Genomic DNA, 20,099 nt, shown 5'->3' on the forward strand with positions numbered 1-20,099 from the left:
CGCAACCTGCTGCGCCATGGCGGCATGCGCCCCGACCGCGACTGGTTGCAGTTCGACTGCGCCCTTTCCTATGGCCTCTGCGAATACCAGCGCACGCTTGCCGCGCTCAAGGTCGCCGGCTGGGGCTGGGATCGCTGCGTCCCGCATGGCGGCCACCAGATGTCGCTCAACATCGCCGCCGGCCTCGGCCTCGGCGGCAATGAGAGCTATCCGGACCTGTTCCAGCCCTATGGCGGTTTCCCCGACTCGGTCCGCGTCGAGGACAGCCACATCACCATGCCGGAGCTGCCGGGCATCGGCTTCGAGGGCAAGAGCGACCTGATCAAGGTGATGCGGGAGCTGGCGGAGTAGGCTCGGGCTCAACCGAATAAGGCGCGGGGAACCCTCTCCTGTAAGGAGAGGGCAGGGTGAGGTGTCGGCCGTTGGACCAGCAGGGCGCCAGCTGACCGCGCACCCCGGCTCAGGCCACCGATATCGGGCCTACACCTCACCCCTGCCCCTCTCCTTACAGGAGAGGGGTTCCCCGCGGCCGTTTCTGCCCGCCGCTCCCGATCAGACACTCATCCCAACGTCTGACGGGACCTTTCCCGCCCTCTGGCGTTATCTTCGCTGCAGTGCAACAATCAGATTGCACGAGCTCAGAGACGGCACGGCAGGGAGCGACCATGAACGCGATCGATCCGCTTCGGAACCAGACTCCGCGCGACAAGCCCTGGATCTTCCGGACCTATGCCGGCCATTCCGACGCGGCGGAATCCAACAAGCTCTATCGCGGCAACCTCGCTAAGGGCCAGACGGGCCTCTCCGTGGCCTTCGATCTGCCGACCCAGACCGGCTACGACCCCGACCATGTGCTGTCGCGCGGCGAGGTCGGCAAGGTCGGCGTGCCGATCACCCATCTCGGCGACATGCGGACATTGTTCAACGACATCCCGCTGGCGCAGATGAACACTTCGATGACGATCAATGCGACGGCGGCCTGGCTGCTCTCGCTCTACATCGCCGTCGCCGACGAGCAGGGCGCGCCGCGTCCGGCCCTGCAGGGCACGACCCAGAACGACCTCGTCAAGGAATACCTGTCGCGTGGAACCTATGTCTTCCCGCCGCGCCCCTCGATGGCGCTGACCACCGACATCGTCGTGTTCACGGCTCGCGAGCTGCCCAAGTGGAACCCGACCAATGTCTGCTCCTACCATCTCCAGGAGGCCGGCGCCTCGCCGGTGCAGGAACTCTCCTTCGCGCTGGCGACCGCGATCGCTTTGCTCGATTCGATCAAGGCCCGCCCCGAAGTCTCGGCCGAGGAGTTCGGCAGCGTCGTCGGGCGCATCTCCTTCTTCGTCAACGCCGGCATGCGCTTCGTCACCGAGCTCTGCAAGATGCGCAGCTTCGTCGAGCTTTGGGACGAGATCACGCTCGGGCGCTATGGCGTCACCGAGGAGCAGCACCGCCGCTTCCGCTATGGCGTGCAGGTCAATTCGCTCGGCCTGACCGAGCCGCAGGCCGAGAACAATGTCTACCGCATCCTGATCGAGATGCTGGCGGTGACGCTCTCGAAGAAGGCCCGCGCCCGCGCCGTCCAGCTGCCGGCCTGGAACGAGGCGCTCGGCCTGCCGCGCCCCTTCGACCAGCAATGGTCGCTGCGCATGCAGCAGGTGCTGGCCTATGAGACCGATTTGCTCGAATTCGGCGACATCTTCGACGGCTCGACCGTGATCGACAGCAAGGTCGCCGAGCTCAAGGCGGCGGCGCTCGAGGAACTGGCGAAGATCGACGCCATGGGCGGCGCGCTCGCCGCCATCGAGACCGGCTACATGAAGCAGGCCCTGGTCGAGAACGGCGCGCGGCGCATCGAGGCGATCGAGCGCGGCGAGCAGATCGTCGTCGGCGTCAACAAGTTCACCAGCAGCGAGCCCTCGCCGCTCTCGGCCGGCGAAGGCAATGTCGTGACGGTGCCGGATTCGGTCGAGATCGAGGCCGTCGGCCGGCTCAAGGCCTGGCGTTCGGCCCGCGATGCGATGGTGGCCGAAGCCGCGCTGGCCGAGCTGGCAAGCGCCGCCAAGGAGGCCCGCAACGTCATGCCGGCCTCGATCGCCTGCGCCAAGGCCGGCGTCACCACCGGCGAATGGGCCCAGACGCTGCGCGAGATCTTCGGCGAGTACCGTGCCCCGACCGGCGTCGACACCACCAAGCTCGGCGACGATGCCGGCCTCGCCACCGTCAAGGCCGCCGTCGCCCGCGCCACGCAGAAGCTCGGCCGGCCGCCACGCTTCCTCGTCGGCAAGCCCGGCCTCGACGGCCATTCGAACGGCGCCGAGCAGATCGCGGTGCGGGCCCGCGACGCCGGCATGAACGTGAACTATGGCGGCATCCGCCAGACCCCCGAGGAAATCGTGACGCAGGCGCAGGAGACGGAGGCCGACATCATCGGTCTCTCGATCCTCTCCGGCTCGCATCTGCCGCTGGTCCGCGACGTCACCGCCCGCCTGCGCGTCGCCGGCATGAACGTCCCGGTCGTGGTCGGCGGCATCATCCCGCCCGACGACGAGAACGCCCTGCGCAATATGGGGGTCGCCGCGGTCTACACGCCCAAGGATTTCGCGCTCGACGGCATCATCGCCGATGTCGCGGGGCTGGCGGCGAAGGCGAAAAGCTGACGGCCATCGTCCAGGGCTTATGGCCGATCAGACGAAACCCCGCCCGCTTGCGCGGACGGGGTCGATGACTCAGCGGGTGCTGGAAGCGTCGCCGCTACCAGTTCTGGCGCGTATACCAGGAATCGACATCGGAGCGGACCTGGTCCTTGGCGAGGCCATAGCGCTCCTGAATCTTGCCTTCGAGCTGGTCGCGCTTGCCCGCGATCACGTCCAGATCATCGTCGGTGAGCTTGCCCCACTGCTCCTTGACCTTGCCCTTGAGCTGCTTCCAGTTGCCTTCGACGCGGTTCCAATCCATCGGACATCTCCAGTGTTGAAAAGGGATGTCTGAACAACGCCCGAGGGCCGGATTGGTTCGGCCCGGCCTGCCCGGTCGGGCCCGAGAACCGGATTCAGATCAGCCCTCTGGGAAGGTCGTCCGAGTAGTCCCTCGTGTCCTGCGGACGCCTCCGCCCTGGCGAAGCGCCCTCGCCCTCACTGACGGTCGCGGCGGCTCGGACCTGCGCCTCGGTAATGTCAGTACGATATCCCTCCAGCTCCTTGTCGTAGGCGAGCTTTTCCCACGGGATCGTGACGTGGCGACTGCCTATGCCGAGAAATCCTCCAAACGTCACATCGACGTAGAGAACGCGACCACTTACCTTCTCGATCAGCAACCGCTTGATGGTGCCGATTTGATCGTTCTTGCGGTCGAAGACGGCCGTTCCCTCGACGCGATCACTTTCGATGATCAGGTGGGCCGCTTGCTCGACAGGGCCCCAAAGATAAAAACCGTTCTCGATGATACCGGCCGCCACGACCGCTCTGCTGATCGCGGGGGTCCATTCCTCATCGGGCCCGATCGCTCGAATAAGGGTCCACGGCCCAAGATCCGGGGGCAAATTGGCGCCGGCAGGCTCATCTGTGAAGCCGCGCAGATCAGGGGAGTTCGCGGCTTGGAACAAGCGGTAGGTTCTCATCAGTCCCTCCCTCTATCGGACAGATAGCCTCACGGGCCGGATCGCCATCCTTTCTCGGACGAAATGCCTGAACCACATCAGGGCTGCAGCAAACCGCCCTCTGCCAACCAACGACACTGGATCACCGTCAACGCCCAAGCGCGTGCGACTTCTTCAACAGCCTGCTAGACCGACCCGGTGCTCTTCAGCGTCTGATAGGCCTTGAGGATCTCCTGCAGCGTGCCCTCGCGCGAACGGTCGCCGCCATTGGCGTCGGGATGGAAGCGCTTCACCAGTTCCTTGTAGCGCGCCTTGATCGCGACCCGGTCGGCATTCTCGTCGAGGCCGAGCGTCTCCAGCGCCTTGCGCGCGACGATGCCGACGCGCGGCTCTGGCTTCGCCGCCTGCTGGCCGACCCCGGCACCGAAGATGTTGAAGCCGTCCTGCACCTCCGGTCCGGCCGCGCCGCCGGCGACCCGGCCGCGCTGCGCCATCCGCGCCGCCTTGGAGTTGACGCCGAGCTTCCAGGTCGGCCGATGGCCGATCTCTTCCTGCTTCGCGTAGGCGGCGAGCGCCTCGTCGTTCATCCCGGCGAAATAGTTGTAGGTGGCGTTGTAGGCCTTCACATGGTCGAGGCAGAACTGGAAGAACTTGCCCTCCCTGCCGCGCCCCATCGGCGCGCGGAACTCGCCGGCCTTGGCGCAGCCGGCATGGTCGCAGCGACGCGCAGGGCTCTCCACGACCTCTTCCGCCTCGGAAGGGCCGATCCTGATACGGTCGAAAAGGCGCGAGTTGAAGTTCATGGTGGAAGGGTTATGGGACCGGAACGGGAAACCGACAAGTGCGCCGCGGCAGTGATTCCTGCAGCGCGACGAGGGCATGATCATGACCGCAATGGCTGAACGGATTACGACGAAGCTGGAACGGGCGCTGACGCCCGTCCACCTCGCCGTGATCGACGAATCGCACCAGCATCACGGCCATGCCGGCTGGCGCGAAGGCGGCGAAACCCATTTCAAGGTGGATATCGTGTCGCAGGCCTTCGCCGGCAAGAGCCGGCTCGAGCGCCACCGGCTGGTCAACTCTGCCCTCGCCGAGGAACTGGCCGGCAGCGTGCATGCGCTCGCGATCGTCGCGCGCGCACCGGGCGAGGGTTGAGGGCGGCGGGGCTCAGCCCGCCTTGCGCTCCGGCGTGAACAGGTAGGTCGCCGTCGAGCCCAGCAGCAGGGCCGCGAAAACCCAGTGCAGATTGGCGAAGGCGACCGCCGGGGCGCTGCCGAGGGCGCGCTGCGCCGCGATGAACCAGCCCGAGCCGAACTGCACCATCGCCGCGCCGGCGATGAACAGGAAATTGACGAAGGTCATGCCGCGCCCGACCAGATGGTCGGGGAAGAACAGGCGCGCATGCGCCATCAGGATCGCATAGGTGAAGCCGGTCGCGCCGACGATGGCGAAGAGCACCACGGCGCCCGGCATCGAGCGCTCGCCGAGCAGGGCCAGCAAGGCGAAGCCTACCCCGGTCGCGGCAGTGCCCCAGGCGACCAGCGGCTTGTTGCGCCCGGTGCGCTTCTGCAGCGCCCCGTAGATGAAGGCGCCGGCGGTCATGGTGATCGCCATGGCGAGCGCGGCATTGCCGGCCGCCACCGCATCGAGCCCGTGCACCTGGGTCATGAACGGCGCGATCCACAGGCCGCGCCCCGTCGCCAGGATGGCATAGGCGCTGAGCGTGATCGGCGCCAGGAGCCAGAGCGGGCCGATGCGGACGATGCTCCGCAAGCCTTGCAGCAGGCCCTCCTGCCGTCCCGACCCGTCCGTCGCCACCGGCGGATCGCGGACCAGCACCGCAGCCAGCACCGTCGCCAGCAGGAACATCGCGGCGAAGCCCAGCATGGTCGGCCGCCAGCCATAATTCTGCGCCGCCAGCGCCAATGGCGCCGCCCCGGCGAGATTGCCGAGCGAGCCGAGGCCGATGAAGACCGAGGACAGCACGCCGAAGCGCACCGGCGCCTGCGTCCGGGCGAAGAGATAGAGCGCCGACATGAAGATCGGCGAGCAGCCGATGCCGACCAGCCCCATGGCGAACACTGCTGGCCAGGCGCTCTGCGCGGTGGCGAACAGGAACGCTCCGGCTGCGCCGATCGCCATCGCGCAAGCGACCGTGCGCCGCGGCCCGAGCCGGTCGAGCGCCCAGCCGACCGGGAACTGGGCGACGGCGAAGGTGATGAACCAGGCCGCACCCAGCGTGCCGAACTCGGCCGGGCCGATCTGCAGATCCGTCATCACCGGGCCGGCGATGACGCTCAGGAACGAACGGTAGAAGATCGAGAGGACATAGGCCGGCAACAGCGCGAGGAATACGATCACCAGGAACTCCTGCGCCGCGCCGAGGCGGCCTTGGCCGGCTCGGGAGCTCCCGGAGCGCTCACTTGACCCGCTCGAGCACGGAGACGTAGTTCGCCACCGCCGCACCGCCCATGTTGAAGATGCCGCCGAGGCGGGCGTCCTTGACCTGCATGCCCTCCGGCGCCTCGCCGACGAGTTGCATGGCCGAGAGCACATGCATCGAGACGCCGGTCGCACCGATCGGGTGGCCCTTGGCCTTCAGCCCGCCGGAGACGTTGACCGGCAGCTTGCCGTCCTTCTGCGTCCAGCCTTCCTTGATCGCCCGGGCGCCGTCGCCTTCCCGGGTCAGGCCCATCGCCTCGTATTCGATCAGCTCGGCGATGGTGAAGCAGTCATGCGTCTCGACGAAGGAAAGGTCGTCGAGCGCGACGCCCGCATCGGCCAGCGCCTTCTTCCAGGCCAGTGCGCCGCCCTCGAACTTCAGGATGTCGCGGCGGGCGAGCGGCAGGAAATCCTGGACATGGGCCATGCCGCGGAAGCCGACGGCGCGGCGCATGGTCCTGGCGGTCTCCTCGTCTGCCAGCACCAGCGCGGCGGCGCCGTCCGAGACCAGCGAGCAGTCGGTGCGCTTCAGCGGCCCGGCGACGAAGGGGTTCTTCTCGCTCTCCTCGCGGCAGAAGGCGTAGCCGAGATCCTTGCGCATCTGGGCGTAAGGATTGTCGACGCCGTTCTTGTGGTTCTTCGCCGCGATCATCGCGAGCGCGTCCGACTGGTCGCCATGGCGCTGGAAATAGGCACCGGCGATCTTGCCGAAGACCCCGGCGAAGCCGCCCTGGGTATCGCCTTCCTGCGGCAGATAGGAGGCCTTGAGCAGGTTCTTGCCGATCTCCGGCCCGGGCGTCGTGGTCATCTGCTCGACGCCGACGACGAGCACGACCTTGGCGCCGGTCCTGATCGCCCGCACGCCCTGGTGCACCGCGGCCGAGCCGGTGGCGCAGGCGTTCTCGACGCGCGTCGCCGGCTTGAAGCGCAGCGCCGGATCGGCCTGCAGCACCAGCGAGGCGGTGAAGTCCTGGGCCGAGAAGCCGGCGTTGAAATGGCCGAGCACGATCTCGTCGACCTGGTCGGCGGTGATGCCGGCATCGACCAGCGCATCGGTCGCGACCCTGACGATCAGGCTCTCGACGGTCTCGGTATCCTGCTTGCCGAAAGGAGTGTGGGCCCAACCGACGATTGCAGCGCTCATGGCGTCATCTCCCGAATGATGTGCAGATACACATTATCTGCCGATGCGCGCGGCCCGCGACAAGCGGGCATGGGCGCATTTCTGCCGTGCACGGAAAGGGCAACGAAACCCGCCGCTGTCAAGCGCGCCATCGCCCCTACCCGATGGACAGGGCCAGCAGCACGCCAACCCCGACGACGATCATCGCCATGCCCAGAAGCTCGCGCCGCGAGGTGCCTTCCGAGAAGATCCGGCGCGAGGCGATCTGGGCCAGCGGCACCTCGATCAGGCCGAGCGTGCGGACATTGGCGGCGCTGGTCAGCGAGAAGCCGATGAACCAGAACTGCGAGGCGGCGGCGCCGAGGAAGCCGGCGGCGAGCGAGGGCTTCCAGTTCTCGAGCGAGCGCCGTAGCGCGCTCCGATCGGCCGCCGCCATATAGGCGGCGAGGATCAGGGACGAGAACACCAGCCCCCAGGTCAGGGTGGTGGTGGCGCGCAGCACAAAATTGCCGTCCGGCAGGGCGAGGATGCCGCCGCGGAAGCCGATCGCCGAGAGCGCGAAGCAGGCCCCGGCCGCAATCCCCAGCACGGCCGGGCGCAGCCCGGCGGCGCTGAGCTTCTCGCCGCGCTTCCATGACATCACCACCACCCCGGCGGTGGCGACGACGATGGCGGCGAATTTCGGCAGGCTCAGCGCATCCCCGAGCAGCAGCGCCCCGAACAGCGCGACCTGCACCGGCTCGGTCTTGGTATAGGCGGTGGTCACCGAGAAGGAGCGCTCGCGCATCGCCGCCAGCATCAGCCCGGTCGCCAGGATCTGCGTCACCGAGCCCCAGAGCGTGAAGCCGAGATAGCGCAGGTCCGGCGGCGGCGGCAGCCGCCCGCTCGCCAGGCAGACCAGCGCCAGGAAGACCAGTGCGAAGGGCAGGCCGAACAGGAAGCGCACCTGCGTCGCGCCGACCACGCCGATCGCATCGGTCAGCGAGCGCTGGGTCAGGTTGCGCGCGGTCTGGAGCAGGGAGGCGGCGAGCGTCGCCGGAATCCACAGAAGGGCGAAGCTCACGCGGCATTCCCGGAAGAAAAACGATCGGCCCGCTTGTGGACTGCCCGAGGGCGCTAGGCAAATCGCTCCGTGAAGGGTAGGTATGCAGGATCAGCGAGGCTCGAAACCGCTCGCCGTCTCGAAAATGCCCCAAGCGTCGCGTTGAAGCCCTCAACTCCACGTCAAGACAGGTTCAAGACTTTAGCCGATGATCGCATTTCGCCTCGCCGCCGGCGCCACGTTCGCCTGTTTCCTCGCTGCCGCCGCGCCGGCCCAGGCCGGCACGAGCCTGGTGATCGACGCCTCCAGCGGCGCCGTGCTCTCGAGCGACAATCCGAGCCAGGCCTGGTACCCGGCCTCCACCACCAAGATGATGACGCTCTATGTCGCGCTCAAGGCCGTGCGCGAGGGCAGGATCGGGCTCGAGACCGCGATCCCGGCCTCGAAGCGGGCCGCCAGCCAGCCGCGCGTCAAGGTCTATATCCGCGCCGGCCAGGAGGTGACGCTCGACGACGCCATCCGCATCATGATGGTCAAGTCGGCCAATGACATCGCCTATGTCATCGCCGAAGGCGTCGGCGGCGACGTCGAGACCTTCGTCGGCATGATGAATGCCGAGGCCCGGCGGCTCGGCATGCGCGACAGCCATTTCGTCAATCCCAATGGCTGGCACCATCCCGACCAGCAGGTCAGCGCCCGCGATCTCGCCGTGCTCGCCTTGGCGCTGATGCACGAATTCAGCGACTATTCGGAGTACTGGAACACCGGCGCCGTGCAGCTCGGCAAGCAGGTGCTGAAGAACACCAACGGCCTCGTCGGCCGCTATTACGGCATCAACGGCTTCAAGACCGGCTTCGTCTGCGCCTCCGGCTTCAACGTGGTCGCGACCGCCAGCCGCGGCGGGCGCAGCCTGATCGCCGTGGTGCTGGGCGCCAATTCCGGCGCCGAACGCACCGTCAGGGCGGCGCAGCTTCTCGATGACGGCTTCGGCAAATGGGGCGGGCTCGGCGGCAATCTCTCCAGCCTCCCTTCCGGCACTGGCGGGCGCGCCTACAGCGTCTGCGACAACGTCCGCCGCGGCGGCAGCCCCCTCGGCGACGACGCCGACAGCAGCGGCCCGATCTCCGTCAGCGCCAGCCATGGTGTCGGCGGCAATTCCGACGGCACCTCGGACCGCTTCGCCGTCGGCGCGCCGCAGGCCGGCGTCGGCGGTTCGGTGGTGACGCGCTCGCCCTCGGGCCGGATCACGCTGGGCCCGCGCGCCCCGCTGGCCACCGTGCCGGTCGCCTTCGGCCGCACGCCGGGCTCCGCCTCCGCCCCGATCGCCGCCAATGTCGTCGCCAAGCCCGACACGCAGGTCGCGGGCGAGACGATCCAGCCGGGTGCCCCGGTCGCTGCCGGCCTCGTCGCCGGCAGTGCGGCTCGCACGCCCTCGACCAATGGCGCGATCCCGGCGAGCTCTTCGGCTTTTGCCGCAACCGCGCCGGGCGACGAGGCCCAGCCGCCGTCCAAGGCCTTCGGCGCCGGCCCCTTGCGCCTCCAGGGCGCAGTCCAGCCGGGCGCCGCGACATCGGCGAGCCTGCGGCCCGGCACCGCCGGCAAAGCCACGGGCCGCAGCGCCGGCAAGCCGGCACTGACCAAGCCGGCGAAGCAGAAGGCGGCGCCGGCCAAGGCCAAGGCCAAGCCGACCACCGCCCTGGCCAAGCCGCCGGCGCGCCCGGCCCCCCGGCCTGCCACCAGCGCCAAGCCCGACGCCTGACGGCTCCCCTGAGCCGCCATGCGCACTGACGGCGACGACGCCCATGGCCGGCGCGGCGTCGCACTGGCGCTTGCCTCCGCCGCTGCCTTCGGCACCAATATCGTCAGCGCCCAGATCGCGGGAATGGCCGGGCTGAGCGGCCCGCTGCTCGTCTTCTACCGGGTCTTCGTGATGCTCGCTCTGGTCGGCGGCGCCGTCCTGCTCTGGCGCGCCGGCCTTGCCGTGCCGCGCCGACGCTGGCCGGCTCTCGCCCTGTTCGGCATCTCGACCGCGCTGGTCGGCAGCGCCTATCTCTCCTCGGTCGCCTTCCTGCCGGTCACCGTCGCCGCGGTGGTGTTCTACACCTTCCCGGTGCTGGTCGTGCTGGCCGAGCCGCTGCTGACCCGGACACGGCCGAGCCCGGAACGCATCGTCGTCGTCCTCGTCGCCTTCGTCGGCGTCGCCATGGTCGTCGGCCCCGACTGGCATGGACTCGATCCGCGCGGGCTGGCGCTGGCCCTGCTGGCGAGCATCGCCGCGGCGACACAGTTCTTCGCCGCCGCCGCGCTCGGCGAGACCGGAACGCTGCCAAAACTGTTCTGGTCGCATCTGATGATCCTGCCGGTGACCTTCCTGATCCTCCTCATCACCGGCGGCATGCTGCCGCCCTCGGCGCTCGCTTTGGCGCCGCTGGCGGTCCTCGTCACCATCGGCGGCTATCTCGTCGGCTTCGTCTGGCAGGTGCTGGCGCTCGCCCGGGTTTCCCCCGGACCGGCCGCGCTCGCCTTCTGCGCCGAGCCGGTCTTCGCCGTGATCGTCGCCGCCGCAGTGCTGGGCGAGCGCGTCGGTACCCTGCAATATGCCGGCGGAGCCCTTGTCGTCGCCGCGATCATGGCCAATGTAATGTTGGAACAAAAGCGGGCGCACCGCGCGAGGCTGGCGCTCGTGCCGCCAGGTTGAACGCCCCCGGATCGAACGCCCGTCATGTCGCAGCTGCCGCCTCCCCCCGTTCCCCTGACTTTGCTCACCGGCTTCCTCGGCGCCGGCAAGACGACCCTGCTCAACCGCCTGCTCAAGGACGAGGCGCTGGCCGACACCGTCGTGCTGGTCAACGAGTTCGGCGAGATCGGCCTCGACCATCTGCTGATCGAGGGCGTCGAGGACAACCTGATCCTGCTCGCCTCGGGCTGCCTGTGCTGCACGATCCGCGACGACCTGATCGTGACGCTGGAGGACCTGCTGCGCCGGCGCGACAATGGCCGGATCGCGCCCTTCAAGCGCGTCGTCATCGAAACGACCGGGCTCGCCGACCCGGCGCCGATCCTGAACGTGCTGATCAACCACCGCTATCTCGCCATGCGCTTCAAGCTCGACGGCGTCGTCACCGTGGTCGACGCGGTCAATGGCGGGGCGACGCTCGACGCCCATCCCGAGGCGCTGCGGCAGGTGATCGCCGCCGATCGGCTCGTCTTGACCAAGGCCGAGATCGCGCCCGATGCCGAGGCTGTCGCGGCGCTGCGCCGTCGGCTGGCCGAGCTCAACCCCGGCGCGGCGATCCTGCCCCCCGACGCCCCCGCCGGGAGCCTGGTCGGCGCCGGGCTCTACGACATCGCCCACCGCCCCGGCGAGCTGCGCCATTGGCTCGCCGCCGAGACGCTGGAGGGCGGCCATCACCACGACCATGCTGGCCACGACCACGGCGATCATCACCACCACCATGACGTCAACCGCCACGACGCCAGCATCCGCGCCTTCGTCCTGACCGCGGAGGAGCCGATCCGGCAGGCGACCTTCGAGCTGTTCTGGACCCTGCTGCGCTCGACCCATGGCTCCAGGCTGCTGCGCCTGAAGGGGCTCGTCAGCCTGGCCGAGCAGCCGGACGGGCCGCTGCTGGTGCACGCCGTCCAGCAGGTGCTGCACCCGCCGGTGCAGCTTTCCGCCTGGCCGGATGCCGACCGGCGCTCGCGCCTCGTCCTGATCGTCCGCGACCTCGACGAGGAGGTCGTCGCCCGGCTCTGGTCGGCCTTCCTCGGCCGCGCCGCGCCCGCCCAAGCCGAAAGCCACGCCCACCGCCATCACGGCTGAACCCGAGCGGCTGGCCCGCTTCTTGATCCCTGCCTTGCGGCCAGCCGCTTGCGCCGGCGCGCAGTGCCATTCCGGCACGAAACCGCGCCGAAGCGGCCCCGGCTCCGGAGGCAGGACCATGCTGAACCTCTTCGCCCTGAACGCTCCGGCCGGCAGCGGCCGACCCGTCACGCTCCCCGGCATCCGGAGCGCCCCGCCGGCGCGCGGCGCGCTTCACCTCGAACGCCGGCCGCTCCTGGCCTGCGCCGCGATCGAGCCGGAATGGAACGATCTCGCCGCCCGCGCCGTCGAGCCCAACCCCTTCTTCGAGCCCGGCTTCGCCCTGCCCGCCGCGCAGCACCTCGTCAGCTTCCGCGACGTCTCGGTCCTGCTGGTCTGGCAGGGCAGGCCGGGCGGCCCCCGCCGCCTGCTCGGCTTCCTGCCTTCGAGCCCCGGCCACCGGCTGTTCGGCACCGACATGCTCACCGGGTGGAGCGACCGCCGCCTCGGCAGCGCCGCGCCCCTGATCGACGGCGACGAGGCTGGCCGCGTTGTCGAGGCCGTGCTCGGCGCGCGCGGGCGCTGGGGCGGCAACGCCCGCCACAGCCTGCTGCTGCCGGCGATCGATCGCGAAGGGCCGCTGGCCCAAGCGCTGCTGGGCCAGGCCGGGACGCCGGGCTGGGTCGCGACGCTGGGCGCCGGGCGCCCATCCCGGCCGCCCCCGGCCGAGGGCGGCCCGGACCTCGCCGCGCTCCGCCACGGGCTCTCGCGCCATGGCGAACTGGCCTTCACTGAGGCCGGCTCGCGGCAGGAGCTGCGCGACATCGTCGAGATGGTGCTGGCGCTCGAAGCCTCGGGCCCGCTCGCCCGGGCCGGCACCGCCGCCCTGCAGGACATTCGCGAAACCGCCTTCCTGCGCGCCATGACCCGCAATCTCGCCCGCACCCGGCAATGCCGCGCCGGCCTGCTGACGCTGGACGGCGAGCCGGTCGCCGGCGCGATCCTGCTCGGCAAGGGGCCGCGGCGCTGGCTCTATGCCACCGCGCAGGACGAGCGCTTCGCCAGCTTCGCGCCGCTGGCGCAGCTCCTCGCCCAGTTGCGCCGGCGCAGCCATATCCATCAGCTGATCGGCGCCATCGCCGGCCAGCATGCGGTCACCGAGACGCTGGCGCAGGGCGAGCTCCGCCTGCAGCGGGCTCCGGAGCTGCGGCGCGGGCGCCGGCCCGTTCGCGAGGGCGCCTTCAGCCAGCCTCGTCGCGCAGAAGCCGCCGGATGATCTTGCCGGTCGTCGTCATCGGCAGTTCGGTCCGGAACTCGATCTCGCGCGGATATTCATGCGCCGCCAGGCGCTCGCGCACAAAGCCCTGGATCTCGGAGACCAGCGCCGCCGAAGGCGCATGGCCCGCCGCCAGCACGACGAAGGCCTTGACGATCTCGGTACGCAGCGCGTCCGGCTTGCCGACCACGGCGGCGAGCGCCACCGCCGGATGGCGCAGCAGGCAGTCCTCGATCTCGCCCGGGCCGATCCGGTAGCCGGACGAGGTGATGACGTCGTCGTCGCGGCCGACGAAGCGGAAATAGCCCTCGGCGTCGCAGAGCCCCTGGTCGCCGGTGGTCATCCAGTCGCCGATGAACTTGGCCGCCGTCGCCTCAGGCTTGCGCCAATAATGCAGGAACATCACCGGATCGGGCCGCCTGACCGCGATCTGGCCTTCCTCCTCCGGCTCGCACAGGCTGCCGTCGGGGCGGATCACCGCGACCTCATGCCCCGGCACCGCCTTGCCGATGCAGCCGGGCTTGACCACGCCCATCGCCGCGCAGGAGGCGAGCACGAGGTTGCACTCGGTCTGGCCGTAGAACTCGTTGATCGTCAGCCCGAGCTTCTCGCGGCCCCAGGCCAGCGTCTCGGCCCCGAGCGACTCGCCGCCCGAAGCGACGGTGCGCAGCTTCAGGTCGAAGCGGCCGCGCGGATTGCCGACGGCGCGCAGCATGCGCAGCGCCGTCGGCGGGATGAAGCAGTTGCGCACGCCAAGCTCGGCCATCAGCCGGAATGCCTCTTCCGAATCGAACTTCGCCGCGGGCCGCGCCACGATCGGGATGCCGTGATGCAGCGCCGGCAGCAGGTTGTTGAGCAGGCCGCCGGCCCAGGCCCAGTCGGCCGGGGTCCAGAGCAGGTCGCCCGGCTGCGGCAGAAACTCGTGCGGCATCTCGACGCCCGGCAGATGCCCGAGCATGACGCGATGGCCGTGCAGCGCGCCCTTGGCGTTGCCGGTCGTGCCGGAGGTGTAGATCATAAGCGCCGGATCGTCCGGCCCGCTGTCGACCGGCGAGAAATCGGCGCTCTCGGCTTCGAGCAGCCTGGCCAGCCCCTCGGCCCGCCCGTCGGGCCCGTCACTGGAGATGACGAGTTCGAGCTCCGGCAGCGCGTCCTCGATCTGCGCCAGCTTGCCGAGCCCGGCCGCATTGGTGACCAGCGCCCTGGCACCGCAGTCACGCAGCCGATAGGACAGCGCGTCCGCCCCGAACAGCGCCGCCAGCGGTACCGCGATGGCGCCGAGCTTGTAGGCGGCGAGATGGGCGACCGGGACGTCGCGGCCCTGCGGCAGCAGGATCGCGACGCGATCGCCCTGCCCGATCCCGCGCCGGCGCAGCGCGTTCGCCAGCCGGTTCGACTGCTCCCGAAGTTCGCCATAGCTGACCGGCGTGACCGACCAGTCCGGGTTGAGCTCGAGGATCGCGACCTTGTCGGGCTGGACGGCGGCCCAGCGGTCGCAGCAATCGACGCCGATATTGTAGCGCTCCGGGATCTGCCAGCGGAAGGCGGCGCGCAGGCGCTCATAATCGCGGATATCGGGAAGCATGCGGCAGGCCCTCGGCTGAGGGCGCGCACGATAGATAGAGGCGCCCGCACTGTCACGCACCGGCGGATGCCCCGACGCGCTTGCGCGATCGCCATGCGCCGCCGCAATCTCGTGCTCCTTTTAGAAGGGAGCCGTAGCGATGGCGTCGGTGACGGTCGAATTGCGTAATGTCGAGGGTACGCAGGCCGCCATGGGCTGGGCCGGCGCGCACACCTTGGTCGTCGACCGCCCGGAGGGCCGCGCCGGCGGCAAGGGGCTCGGATTCAACGGCGCGCAATTGCTCGCTTTGGCCCTTGGCGGCTGCTTCTGCAACGATCTGCGCTATGTGGCGGCGGAGATGGGCGTCGAGCTCGGCAGGATCGCCGTCTCGGTCACGGTTGAGCTGGAGGGCTCGCCGCTGGTGACCACAGCCGCGGCCATGACCGTCTCCTGCGAGATGCTCGACGGCTCCGATCCGCAGGCGCTGATCGCCCGGGCCGAGACCTCCTGCATGGTCTCGAATTCGCTGCGTCGCGGCATCGCGGTTTCGATCCGGCCCGCCGACTAAGCGCCTCAGCGGTTCGCCGCCCCCGAGCGCCTGGCCCAGCCGGTCATCCGGTCCTCGACGAGATCGACGGCCGCGACCAGGAAGATGCCGAGCACCGCCAGCACGATCAGCGCCGCGAACACCAGCGGCACGTTGAAATCCGCCGAGGCGCGGGTGATCAGGTTGCCGACGCCGAGATTGGAGGCGTTCTGCTCGCCGATCACCGAGCCGACATAAGCGAGCGTGATCGAGACCTTCAGCGCCCCGAAGAAATAGGGCAGCGAACGCGGGATGCCGACCTTCAGCATGATATCGAACCGGCTGGCGCCGAGCGCCTTCAGCACGTCCTCGGTCTCGGGCTCGATGGTGGCGAGGCCCGTGGCGACATTGACCACGATCGGGAAGAACGAGATCACGAAGGCGGTCAGCACCGGCGGCAGCCAGCCGACGCCGAACCAGAGCACCAGGATCGGCACCACCGCGACCTTCGGGATGGCGTTGAAGCCGACCAGCAGCGGGTTGAGCCCGGCCTGGAGCAGCCGCGACGAGCCTACCAGCAGGCCGACCGCCAGCCCGAACAGGATCGACAGGCCAAAGCCCGCCGTGGTCATCCACAGCGTGTGGAAGGCGTTGGTGTAGAGCGGCTTCTGGTACTGCACCAGCGCGCCCCAGATCGCCGAGGGCGGCGGCAACACGAAGCTGGAGATCGCAAAGACCCGGCAGGCCGCCTCCCAGAGCGCGAAGAAGCCGAGCGTGAACAGATAGGGCGCGAACCTGAGCCAGAGCGAGCGCTTCATCACAGGCCCTTCCTGTCATTGCGAGCGCAGCGAAGCAATCCAGCGCCTCCCGCGGCAATCCCCTGGATTGCTTCGTCGGCTCCGCCTCCTCGCAATGACGGCTCGGACCGGCTCATGCCGCCGCCCTCGCCTCGCGGATATGGCCGCGCAGCTCGTGCACGATCGCCGCGAATTCCGGCGTGTAGGTGATCTCGAGGTCACGCGGACGGGGAAAGCCGATCGCGCGCTCGGCGATGATCTTGCCCGGCCTCGCCGACATGCAGAACACCCGGTCGGCCAGGAACACCGCCTCGCGCAGGTCATGCGTGACCAGGATCACGGTGACGCCGCGCTCGGCCTGGAGATCGCGGATCACGCACCAGAGCTCCTCGCGCGTGAAAGCGTCGAGCGCGCCGAAAGGCTCGTCCAGCATCAGCAGCTTCGGCTCGTGGATCAGCGAGCGGCAGAGCGAGGCGCGCTGCTGCATGCCGCCGGAAAGCTCCCAGGGGAATTTCGCGCCCATGCCCTTGAGCCCGACCTTTTCCAGCAGGGCCTCGGCGCGGGCGATATACTCCGCCTTGTTGGCGCGCAGGCGCGAGCGATGCGGCTGGACCACCTCGAGCGGCAGCAGGAGGTTCTCCAGCGTCGTCCGCCAGGGCAGCAGCACCGGGTTCTGGAAGGCCATGCCGGTGATCTTGATCGGCTCGGCGACGCGCTGGCCGGCGACGACGACGGTGCCGCCCTTCGGCTTCTGCAGCCCCGTCGCGAGCTTCATCAGGGTCGACTTGCCGCAGCCCGACGGGCCGACGATGGCGGCGAACTCGCCCTCGCGAACCTTCAGCGACAGCCCCTCGACGGCCGGCGGCCCGTCGCCGCCATAGACATGCGTGACCTCGTTGAGTTCGACGAAGGCGGTCAAGTGAGCTCGGCCTTTTGCTGTCGTGGATTGTCGTCGTCATTCCGGCCGGAGCGAAGCGCAGCGCCGGAATCCATCGTAGAGCGCCGCGCCCTCCGATGGATCCCGGGCCGACCTGCGGCCGCCCGGGATGACGCCACGGATCGGAAGCGGCCGTGCTTTTTAGAACTTCCGCTCGGCCACAGCTGGCAGGAAGCTGTCGACGAAGGCGTCGCCCGCCTTGGCCTTGTCCTTGAAGGTGAAGGTCAGGCCGATCTGGTCGAGCGCCCGCGCCCAGCGCTCCTTGTCGATGCCGCCGAAGCCATTCGCCTTGACCCAGGGCGTCATCACGTTCTGCTCCAGCGTCATCTTCAGGCGCTCGAGCTCAACCTCCAGCTTGGCGACGTCGTTGCGCTTGATGACGAGCTGGGCCCCGAGCGCCGGATCGGCGACCGTGTCGCGCACGCCCTTTGTGATCGCCCGCAGCAGGCCGCGCAGCGCCTCGGGCTTCTCGGCCATGAACTTGGGCGAGACCATCACGACGTTGCCGTAGAGCTCGACCCCGTAATCCGACATCAGCAGGGTGACGATGTCGTCGACCGGCACGCCGCGCGACTTCAGGTTGATATAAGAGGAGTTGGCGAAGCCGAAGACGGCGTCGACCTCGCCCGAGGCGAGCATCGGCTCGCGCACCGGGAAGCCGACATTCTCCATCCGCATCTTGCTGTCGTCGAGCTTGTTGACCGTCTTGAAGATCGGCCATTGCGCGAAGGCGGCGTCGGCTGCAGGCGCCCCGAACTTCTTGCCTTCGAGGCTCTTCACGTCAGTGCTGATGCCGCGGCTCTTGCGGCCGACGATGGCGAAGGGCGGGCGGTCATAGACCATCATCACCGCCTTGAGGTCGACGCTCGGATTCTCGTCGCGGAAGCGGATCAGCGAGTTCACGTCGCCGAAGCCGACATCATAGGTTCCCGACGCGACGCGCGGGATCGCCTCGCGCGAGCCGTTGCCGGTGTCGATGGTGACGTCGAGCCCCTCGGCTTTGAAATAACCCTTCTCCTGCGCCATCAGGAACAGCGCCGCCGGCCCCTCGAAGCGCCAGTCCAGCGTGAAGCGCACCGCCGTCTGCGCCGCTGCCGGGCCGGTGCCGAGCCCCGACAAGACCAGGCCGAGGGCCCCCGCCAGCCCGGCCAGGCGCCGCCGCGAAAGGAACCCATAGACTTTAGTCGTAGACATCTGGAACTCCGGAATGAGGCGCGAGGCGAGGGAGGGCTTGCGGTCCTGCGGTTGCGCGGCTCCGAGCAAGGCCCGTGCCGCCGCCGGCGCCGCCCAAACTGGAGCAATGTCCAACAAGGTCAAGCCGATACGATGAAGATTCGTGCAGCGGTGCAAAGAAGTCGCGCAAAAATCCGGCAGCATCCTCGCGCCGTCGCCGCGGCGCCGTCAGGCTCGCCGTCACAGCGGCAGGGCGCCGTCGGTCTTGACCTCCTCCATCACCGCATAGGTCCGGGTCTCGCGCACCGCCGGCAGGGCCAGCAGCACCTCGCCGAGGAAGCGGCGATAGGCGTTCATGTCGGCGACCCGGGTCTTGACCAGATAATCGAAGCCGCCGGCGACCATATGGCACTCCAGCACCTCGGGCGCCCGCTTCACCGCATGGGCGAAGCGCTCGAAGGCATCGGGCGTCGTCTTGTCGAGGTAGACCTCGACGAAGACCAGAAGGTTCAGGCCCAGCTTCAGCGGATCGAGCGTCGCGCGATAGCCGGTGATGTAGCCTTCCCGCGTCAGCCGCTTCAGGCGCTCGCCGGTCGCGGTCGGCGACAGGCCGACCGCCTCGGCCAGTTCGACGCCCGCCGCTCGGCCGTCATTCTGGAGCATCGAAAGGAGGCGGCGGTCGGTTCGATCGAGCACGGGATAATTTCCTGAAAAATGACCTATATCCCGGCTTTCATACGGCACTTCGCCAAACATATCCATTGATATCCGGCTGTCTTGACCCGATCCTTCAGATCATCCCGTCTTCTCCCTTCCGGAGCCCCGCCATGGCCGCCCCCGCCCCGCGCCCGACCTCGAGCGCCGCACCCGTCTTCAGCGCGCCCTATGCCGAGGACGATGCTGCCATCGCCGGCCGCCTGCTCGCCGGCACGCGGCGCGAGCCCGCCGCAAAAGCCCGCATCGACGCCCGCGCCACCGGGCTGATCGAGGCGATCCGCACCCGCAAGGTCGGCCTCGGCGGCATCGAGGAATTGCTGCGCGAATACTCGCTCTCGACCAAGGAGGGCCTCGCCTTGATGGTGCTGGCCGAGGCGCTGCTGCGCGTGCCGGACGCCGCCACCGCCGATCGGCTGATCGAGGACAAGCTCGGCCAGGGCGACTTCGCCCATCATGAATCCAAGTCGGACGCCTTCCTGATCTCGGCCTCGTCCTGGGCGCTCGGCATCACCGCCCGCATCATCCAGCCGGGCGAGACGCCGACCAGCATCATCGGCAACCTTTCCAAGCGCCTCGGCCTGCCGGCGGTCCGCACCGCGACCCGCCAGGCGATGCGCGTCATGGGCAATCATTTCGTGCTCGGCCAGACCATCGAGGAGGCGCTGAAGCGCGCCCGCTCCGGCTCGGGCAAGCTCTACCGCTATTCCTTCGACATGCTCGGCGAAGGCGCCCGCTCGCAGGCCGACGCCGACCGCTATTACGCCTCCTACGCCGCCGCGATCGACGCCATCGGCCGCTCGGCCGGCAATGACCGGCTGCCGAACCGGCCGGGCATCTCGGTCAAGCTCTCGGCGCTGCATCCGCGCTATGAGGCGACCAATCGCGAGCGCGTGCTCGCCGAGCTGACGCCGAAGGTCATCGAGCTCGCCCGCCAGGCCAAGGGCTACGACCTCAACTTCACCGTCGACGCCGAGGAGGCCGACCGGCTCGAGCTCTCGCTCGACGTCATCGACGCCGTGATGGCCGATGCCTCGCTTGCCGGCTGGGACGGTTTCGGCCTCGCCATCCAGGCCTATCAGAAGCGCGCCGCGGCGGTGATCGACCA

Annotated in this window: 19 protein-coding genes and 1 pseudogene; 9 read left to right on the forward strand and 11 right to left on the reverse strand. The window is 69.0% G+C overall.

The features are described 5' to 3' along the window. Together V6M56_RS11215 and V6M56_RS11220 are read left to right on the forward strand one after the other, a co-directional pair. Positions 1 to 351: pseudogene (locus tag V6M56_RS11215) on the forward strand (mandelate racemase); the annotation flags it as partial. A 314-nt stretch (positions 352 to 665) separates the two neighbouring features. Then, positions 666 to 2,654, forward strand: coding sequence for a protein meaA (locus tag V6M56_RS11220; RefSeq protein WP_332683697.1), 1,989 nt, complete (start codon positions 666 to 668; stop codon positions 2,652 to 2,654). Between the two features lie 94 nt (positions 2,655 to 2,748). Here V6M56_RS11220 and V6M56_RS11225 read toward each other — a convergent pair whose 3' ends face one another. The 3 genes from V6M56_RS11225 to V6M56_RS11235 form a co-directional block, all read right to left on the reverse strand. Continuing rightward, positions 2,749 to 2,952, reverse strand: coding sequence for a CsbD family protein (locus V6M56_RS11225; RefSeq protein ID WP_332683699.1), 204 nt, complete (start codon positions 2,950 to 2,952; stop codon positions 2,749 to 2,751). 94 nt (positions 2,953 to 3,046) lie between these two features. Beyond that, the gene (locus tag V6M56_RS11230; protein WP_332683700.1) at positions 3,047 to 3,613 is read right to left on the reverse strand and encodes a PRC-barrel domain-containing protein; all 567 of its coding nucleotides are present in this window, start codon (positions 3,611 to 3,613) and stop codon (positions 3,047 to 3,049) included. Positions 3,614 to 3,777: 164 nt separating this feature from the next. Beyond that, positions 3,778 to 4,395: a J domain-containing protein gene (locus tag V6M56_RS11235; RefSeq protein WP_332683702.1), complete on the reverse strand. Its 618-nt coding sequence runs from the start codon at positions 4,393 to 4,395 to the stop codon at positions 3,778 to 3,780. Between the two features lie 91 nt (positions 4,396 to 4,486). Here V6M56_RS11235 and V6M56_RS11240 point away from each other — a divergent pair, with 91 nt between their 5' ends. Then, complete coding sequence (locus V6M56_RS11240; protein ID WP_442881136.1) at positions 4,487 to 4,750, forward strand: BolA family protein; 264 nt, start codon at positions 4,487 to 4,489, stop codon at positions 4,748 to 4,750. A gap of 12 nt (positions 4,751 to 4,762) precedes the next feature. On the opposite strand, the gene V6M56_RS11245 is transcribed toward V6M56_RS11240, so the two are convergent. The 3 genes from V6M56_RS11245 to V6M56_RS11255 all read right to left on the reverse strand — a co-directional run bounded on the left by V6M56_RS11245 (position 4,763) and on the right by V6M56_RS11255 (position 8,223). Further along, positions 4,763 to 5,956 (reverse strand): MFS transporter, encoded by a 1,194-nt coding sequence (locus V6M56_RS11245; RefSeq protein ID WP_332683706.1) that lies wholly within the window; start codon positions 5,954 to 5,956, stop codon positions 4,763 to 4,765. A 58-nt stretch (positions 5,957 to 6,014) separates the two neighbouring features. Continuing rightward, positions 6,015 to 7,181: an acetyl-CoA acetyltransferase gene (locus V6M56_RS11250; protein ID WP_332683707.1), complete on the reverse strand. Its 1,167-nt coding sequence runs from the start codon at positions 7,179 to 7,181 to the stop codon at positions 6,015 to 6,017. A 136-nt stretch (positions 7,182 to 7,317) separates the two neighbouring features. Further along, entirely contained in the window at positions 7,318 to 8,223 is a 906-nt protein-coding gene (locus tag V6M56_RS11255) for a DMT family transporter (protein ID WP_332683709.1), read from the reverse strand. 187 nt (positions 8,224 to 8,410) lie between these two features. On the opposite strand from V6M56_RS11255, the gene V6M56_RS11260 reads away from it, so the two are divergent. From V6M56_RS11260 to V6M56_RS11275, 4 genes are all read left to right on the forward strand, one after another. Continuing rightward, the gene (locus V6M56_RS11260) at positions 8,411 to 9,961 is read left to right on the forward strand and encodes a D-alanyl-D-alanine carboxypeptidase family protein (RefSeq protein ID WP_332683710.1); all 1,551 of its coding nucleotides are present in this window, start codon (positions 8,411 to 8,413) and stop codon (positions 9,959 to 9,961) included. 18 nt (positions 9,962 to 9,979) lie between these two features. Next, the gene (locus V6M56_RS11265; protein WP_332683711.1) at positions 9,980 to 10,900 is read left to right on the forward strand and encodes a DMT family transporter; all 921 of its coding nucleotides are present in this window, start codon (positions 9,980 to 9,982) and stop codon (positions 10,898 to 10,900) included. Between the two features lie 24 nt (positions 10,901 to 10,924). Next, positions 10,925 to 12,025, forward strand: coding sequence for a CobW family GTP-binding protein (locus tag V6M56_RS11270; protein ID WP_332683714.1), 1,101 nt, complete (start codon positions 10,925 to 10,927; stop codon positions 12,023 to 12,025). 118 nt (positions 12,026 to 12,143) lie between these two features. Further along, positions 12,144 to 13,280, forward strand: a complete 1,137-nt coding sequence (locus tag V6M56_RS11275; protein WP_332683716.1) for a GNAT family N-acetyltransferase — start codon at positions 12,144 to 12,146, stop codon at positions 13,278 to 13,280. On the opposite strand, the gene V6M56_RS11280 is transcribed toward V6M56_RS11275, so the two are convergent. Next, positions 13,246 to 14,865 (reverse strand): acyl-CoA synthetase, encoded by a 1,620-nt coding sequence (locus V6M56_RS11280; RefSeq protein WP_332683718.1) that lies wholly within the window; start codon positions 14,863 to 14,865, stop codon positions 13,246 to 13,248. The two genes, V6M56_RS11275 and V6M56_RS11280, sit on opposite strands and share 35 nt — an antisense overlap. A gap of 139 nt (positions 14,866 to 15,004) precedes the next feature. Between V6M56_RS11280 and V6M56_RS11285 the strand changes: the two genes are divergently transcribed. Further along, positions 15,005 to 15,412: an OsmC family protein gene (locus V6M56_RS11285; RefSeq protein ID WP_332683719.1), complete on the forward strand. Its 408-nt coding sequence runs from the start codon at positions 15,005 to 15,007 to the stop codon at positions 15,410 to 15,412. Between the two features lie 5 nt (positions 15,413 to 15,417). Here the strand turns inward: V6M56_RS11285 and V6M56_RS11290 are convergent, their stop codons facing one another. The 4 genes from V6M56_RS11290 to V6M56_RS11305 all read right to left on the reverse strand — a co-directional run bounded on the left by V6M56_RS11290 (position 15,418) and on the right by V6M56_RS11305 (position 18,973). Beyond that, a complete protein-coding gene (locus V6M56_RS11290) occupies positions 15,418 to 16,188 on the reverse strand; it encodes an ABC transporter permease (protein WP_332683721.1) in 771 nt (256 codons plus the stop codon). 112 nt (positions 16,189 to 16,300) lie between these two features. Beyond that, a complete protein-coding gene (locus V6M56_RS11295) occupies positions 16,301 to 17,086 on the reverse strand; it encodes an ABC transporter ATP-binding protein (RefSeq protein WP_332683723.1) in 786 nt (261 codons plus the stop codon). A gap of 159 nt (positions 17,087 to 17,245) precedes the next feature. Beyond that, positions 17,246 to 18,298 carry an ABC transporter substrate-binding protein gene (locus V6M56_RS11300; RefSeq protein WP_332683725.1) on the reverse strand — a complete coding sequence of 351 codons (1,053 nt, stop codon included), beginning with the start codon at positions 18,296 to 18,298 and terminating at the stop codon, positions 17,246 to 17,248. Positions 18,299 to 18,517: 219 nt separating this feature from the next. Then, positions 18,518 to 18,973 carry an Lrp/AsnC ligand binding domain-containing protein gene (locus V6M56_RS11305; protein WP_332683726.1) on the reverse strand — a complete coding sequence of 152 codons (456 nt, stop codon included), beginning with the start codon at positions 18,971 to 18,973 and terminating at the stop codon, positions 18,518 to 18,520. Positions 18,974 to 19,104: 131 nt separating this feature from the next. On the opposite strand from V6M56_RS11305, the gene V6M56_RS11310 reads away from it, so the two are divergent. Next, on the forward strand, positions 19,105 to 20,099 hold a 995-nt coding region (locus V6M56_RS11310; protein WP_332683728.1), incomplete at its 3' end, for a proline dehydrogenase family protein.

It is taken from the genome of Allobosea sp., assembly GCF_036675845.1.
In the GTDB taxonomy this organism is placed as follows: domain Bacteria; phylum Pseudomonadota; class Alphaproteobacteria; order Rhizobiales; family Beijerinckiaceae; genus Allobosea.

What these genes read in the sequence shown, in the direction of transcription:
- V6M56_RS11220 (WP_332683697.1), top strand. Translation starts at nt 666, where the DNA reads ATGAACGCGATCGATCCGCTTCGGAACCAGACTCCGCGCGACAAGCCC.
- V6M56_RS11225 (WP_332683699.1), bottom strand. Translation starts at nt 2,952, where the DNA reads ATGGATTGGAACCGCGTCGAAGGCAACTGGAAGCAGCTCAAGGGCAAG.
- V6M56_RS11230 (WP_332683700.1), bottom strand. Translation starts at nt 3,613, where the DNA reads ATGAGAACCTACCGCTTGTTCCAAGCCGCGAACTCCCCTGATCTGCGC.
- V6M56_RS11235 (WP_332683702.1), bottom strand. Translation starts at nt 4,395, where the DNA reads ATGAACTTCAACTCGCGCCTTTTCGACCGTATCAGGATCGGCCCTTCC.
- V6M56_RS11240 (WP_442881136.1), top strand. Translation starts at nt 4,487, where the DNA reads ATGGCTGAACGGATTACGACGAAGCTGGAACGGGCGCTGACGCCCGTC.
- V6M56_RS11250 (WP_332683707.1), bottom strand. Translation starts at nt 7,181, where the DNA reads ATGAGCGCTGCAATCGTCGGTTGGGCCCACACTCCTTTCGGCAAGCAG.
- V6M56_RS11260 (WP_332683710.1), top strand. Translation starts at nt 8,411, where the DNA reads ATGATCGCATTTCGCCTCGCCGCCGGCGCCACGTTCGCCTGTTTCCTC.
- V6M56_RS11265 (WP_332683711.1), top strand. Translation starts at nt 9,980, where the DNA reads ATGCGCACTGACGGCGACGACGCCCATGGCCGGCGCGGCGTCGCACTG.
- V6M56_RS11270 (WP_332683714.1), top strand. Translation starts at nt 10,925, where the DNA reads ATGTCGCAGCTGCCGCCTCCCCCCGTTCCCCTGACTTTGCTCACCGGC.
- V6M56_RS11275 (WP_332683716.1), top strand. Translation starts at nt 12,144, where the DNA reads ATGCTGAACCTCTTCGCCCTGAACGCTCCGGCCGGCAGCGGCCGACCC.
- V6M56_RS11280 (WP_332683718.1), bottom strand. Translation starts at nt 14,865, where the DNA reads ATGCTTCCCGATATCCGCGATTATGAGCGCCTGCGCGCCGCCTTCCGC.
- V6M56_RS11285 (WP_332683719.1), top strand. Translation starts at nt 15,005, where the DNA reads ATGGCGTCGGTGACGGTCGAATTGCGTAATGTCGAGGGTACGCAGGCC.
- V6M56_RS11290 (WP_332683721.1), bottom strand. Translation starts at nt 16,188, where the DNA reads ATGAAGCGCTCGCTCTGGCTCAGGTTCGCGCCCTATCTGTTCACGCTC.
- V6M56_RS11300 (WP_332683725.1), bottom strand. Translation starts at nt 18,298, where the DNA reads ATGTCTACGACTAAAGTCTATGGGTTCCTTTCGCGGCGGCGCCTGGCC.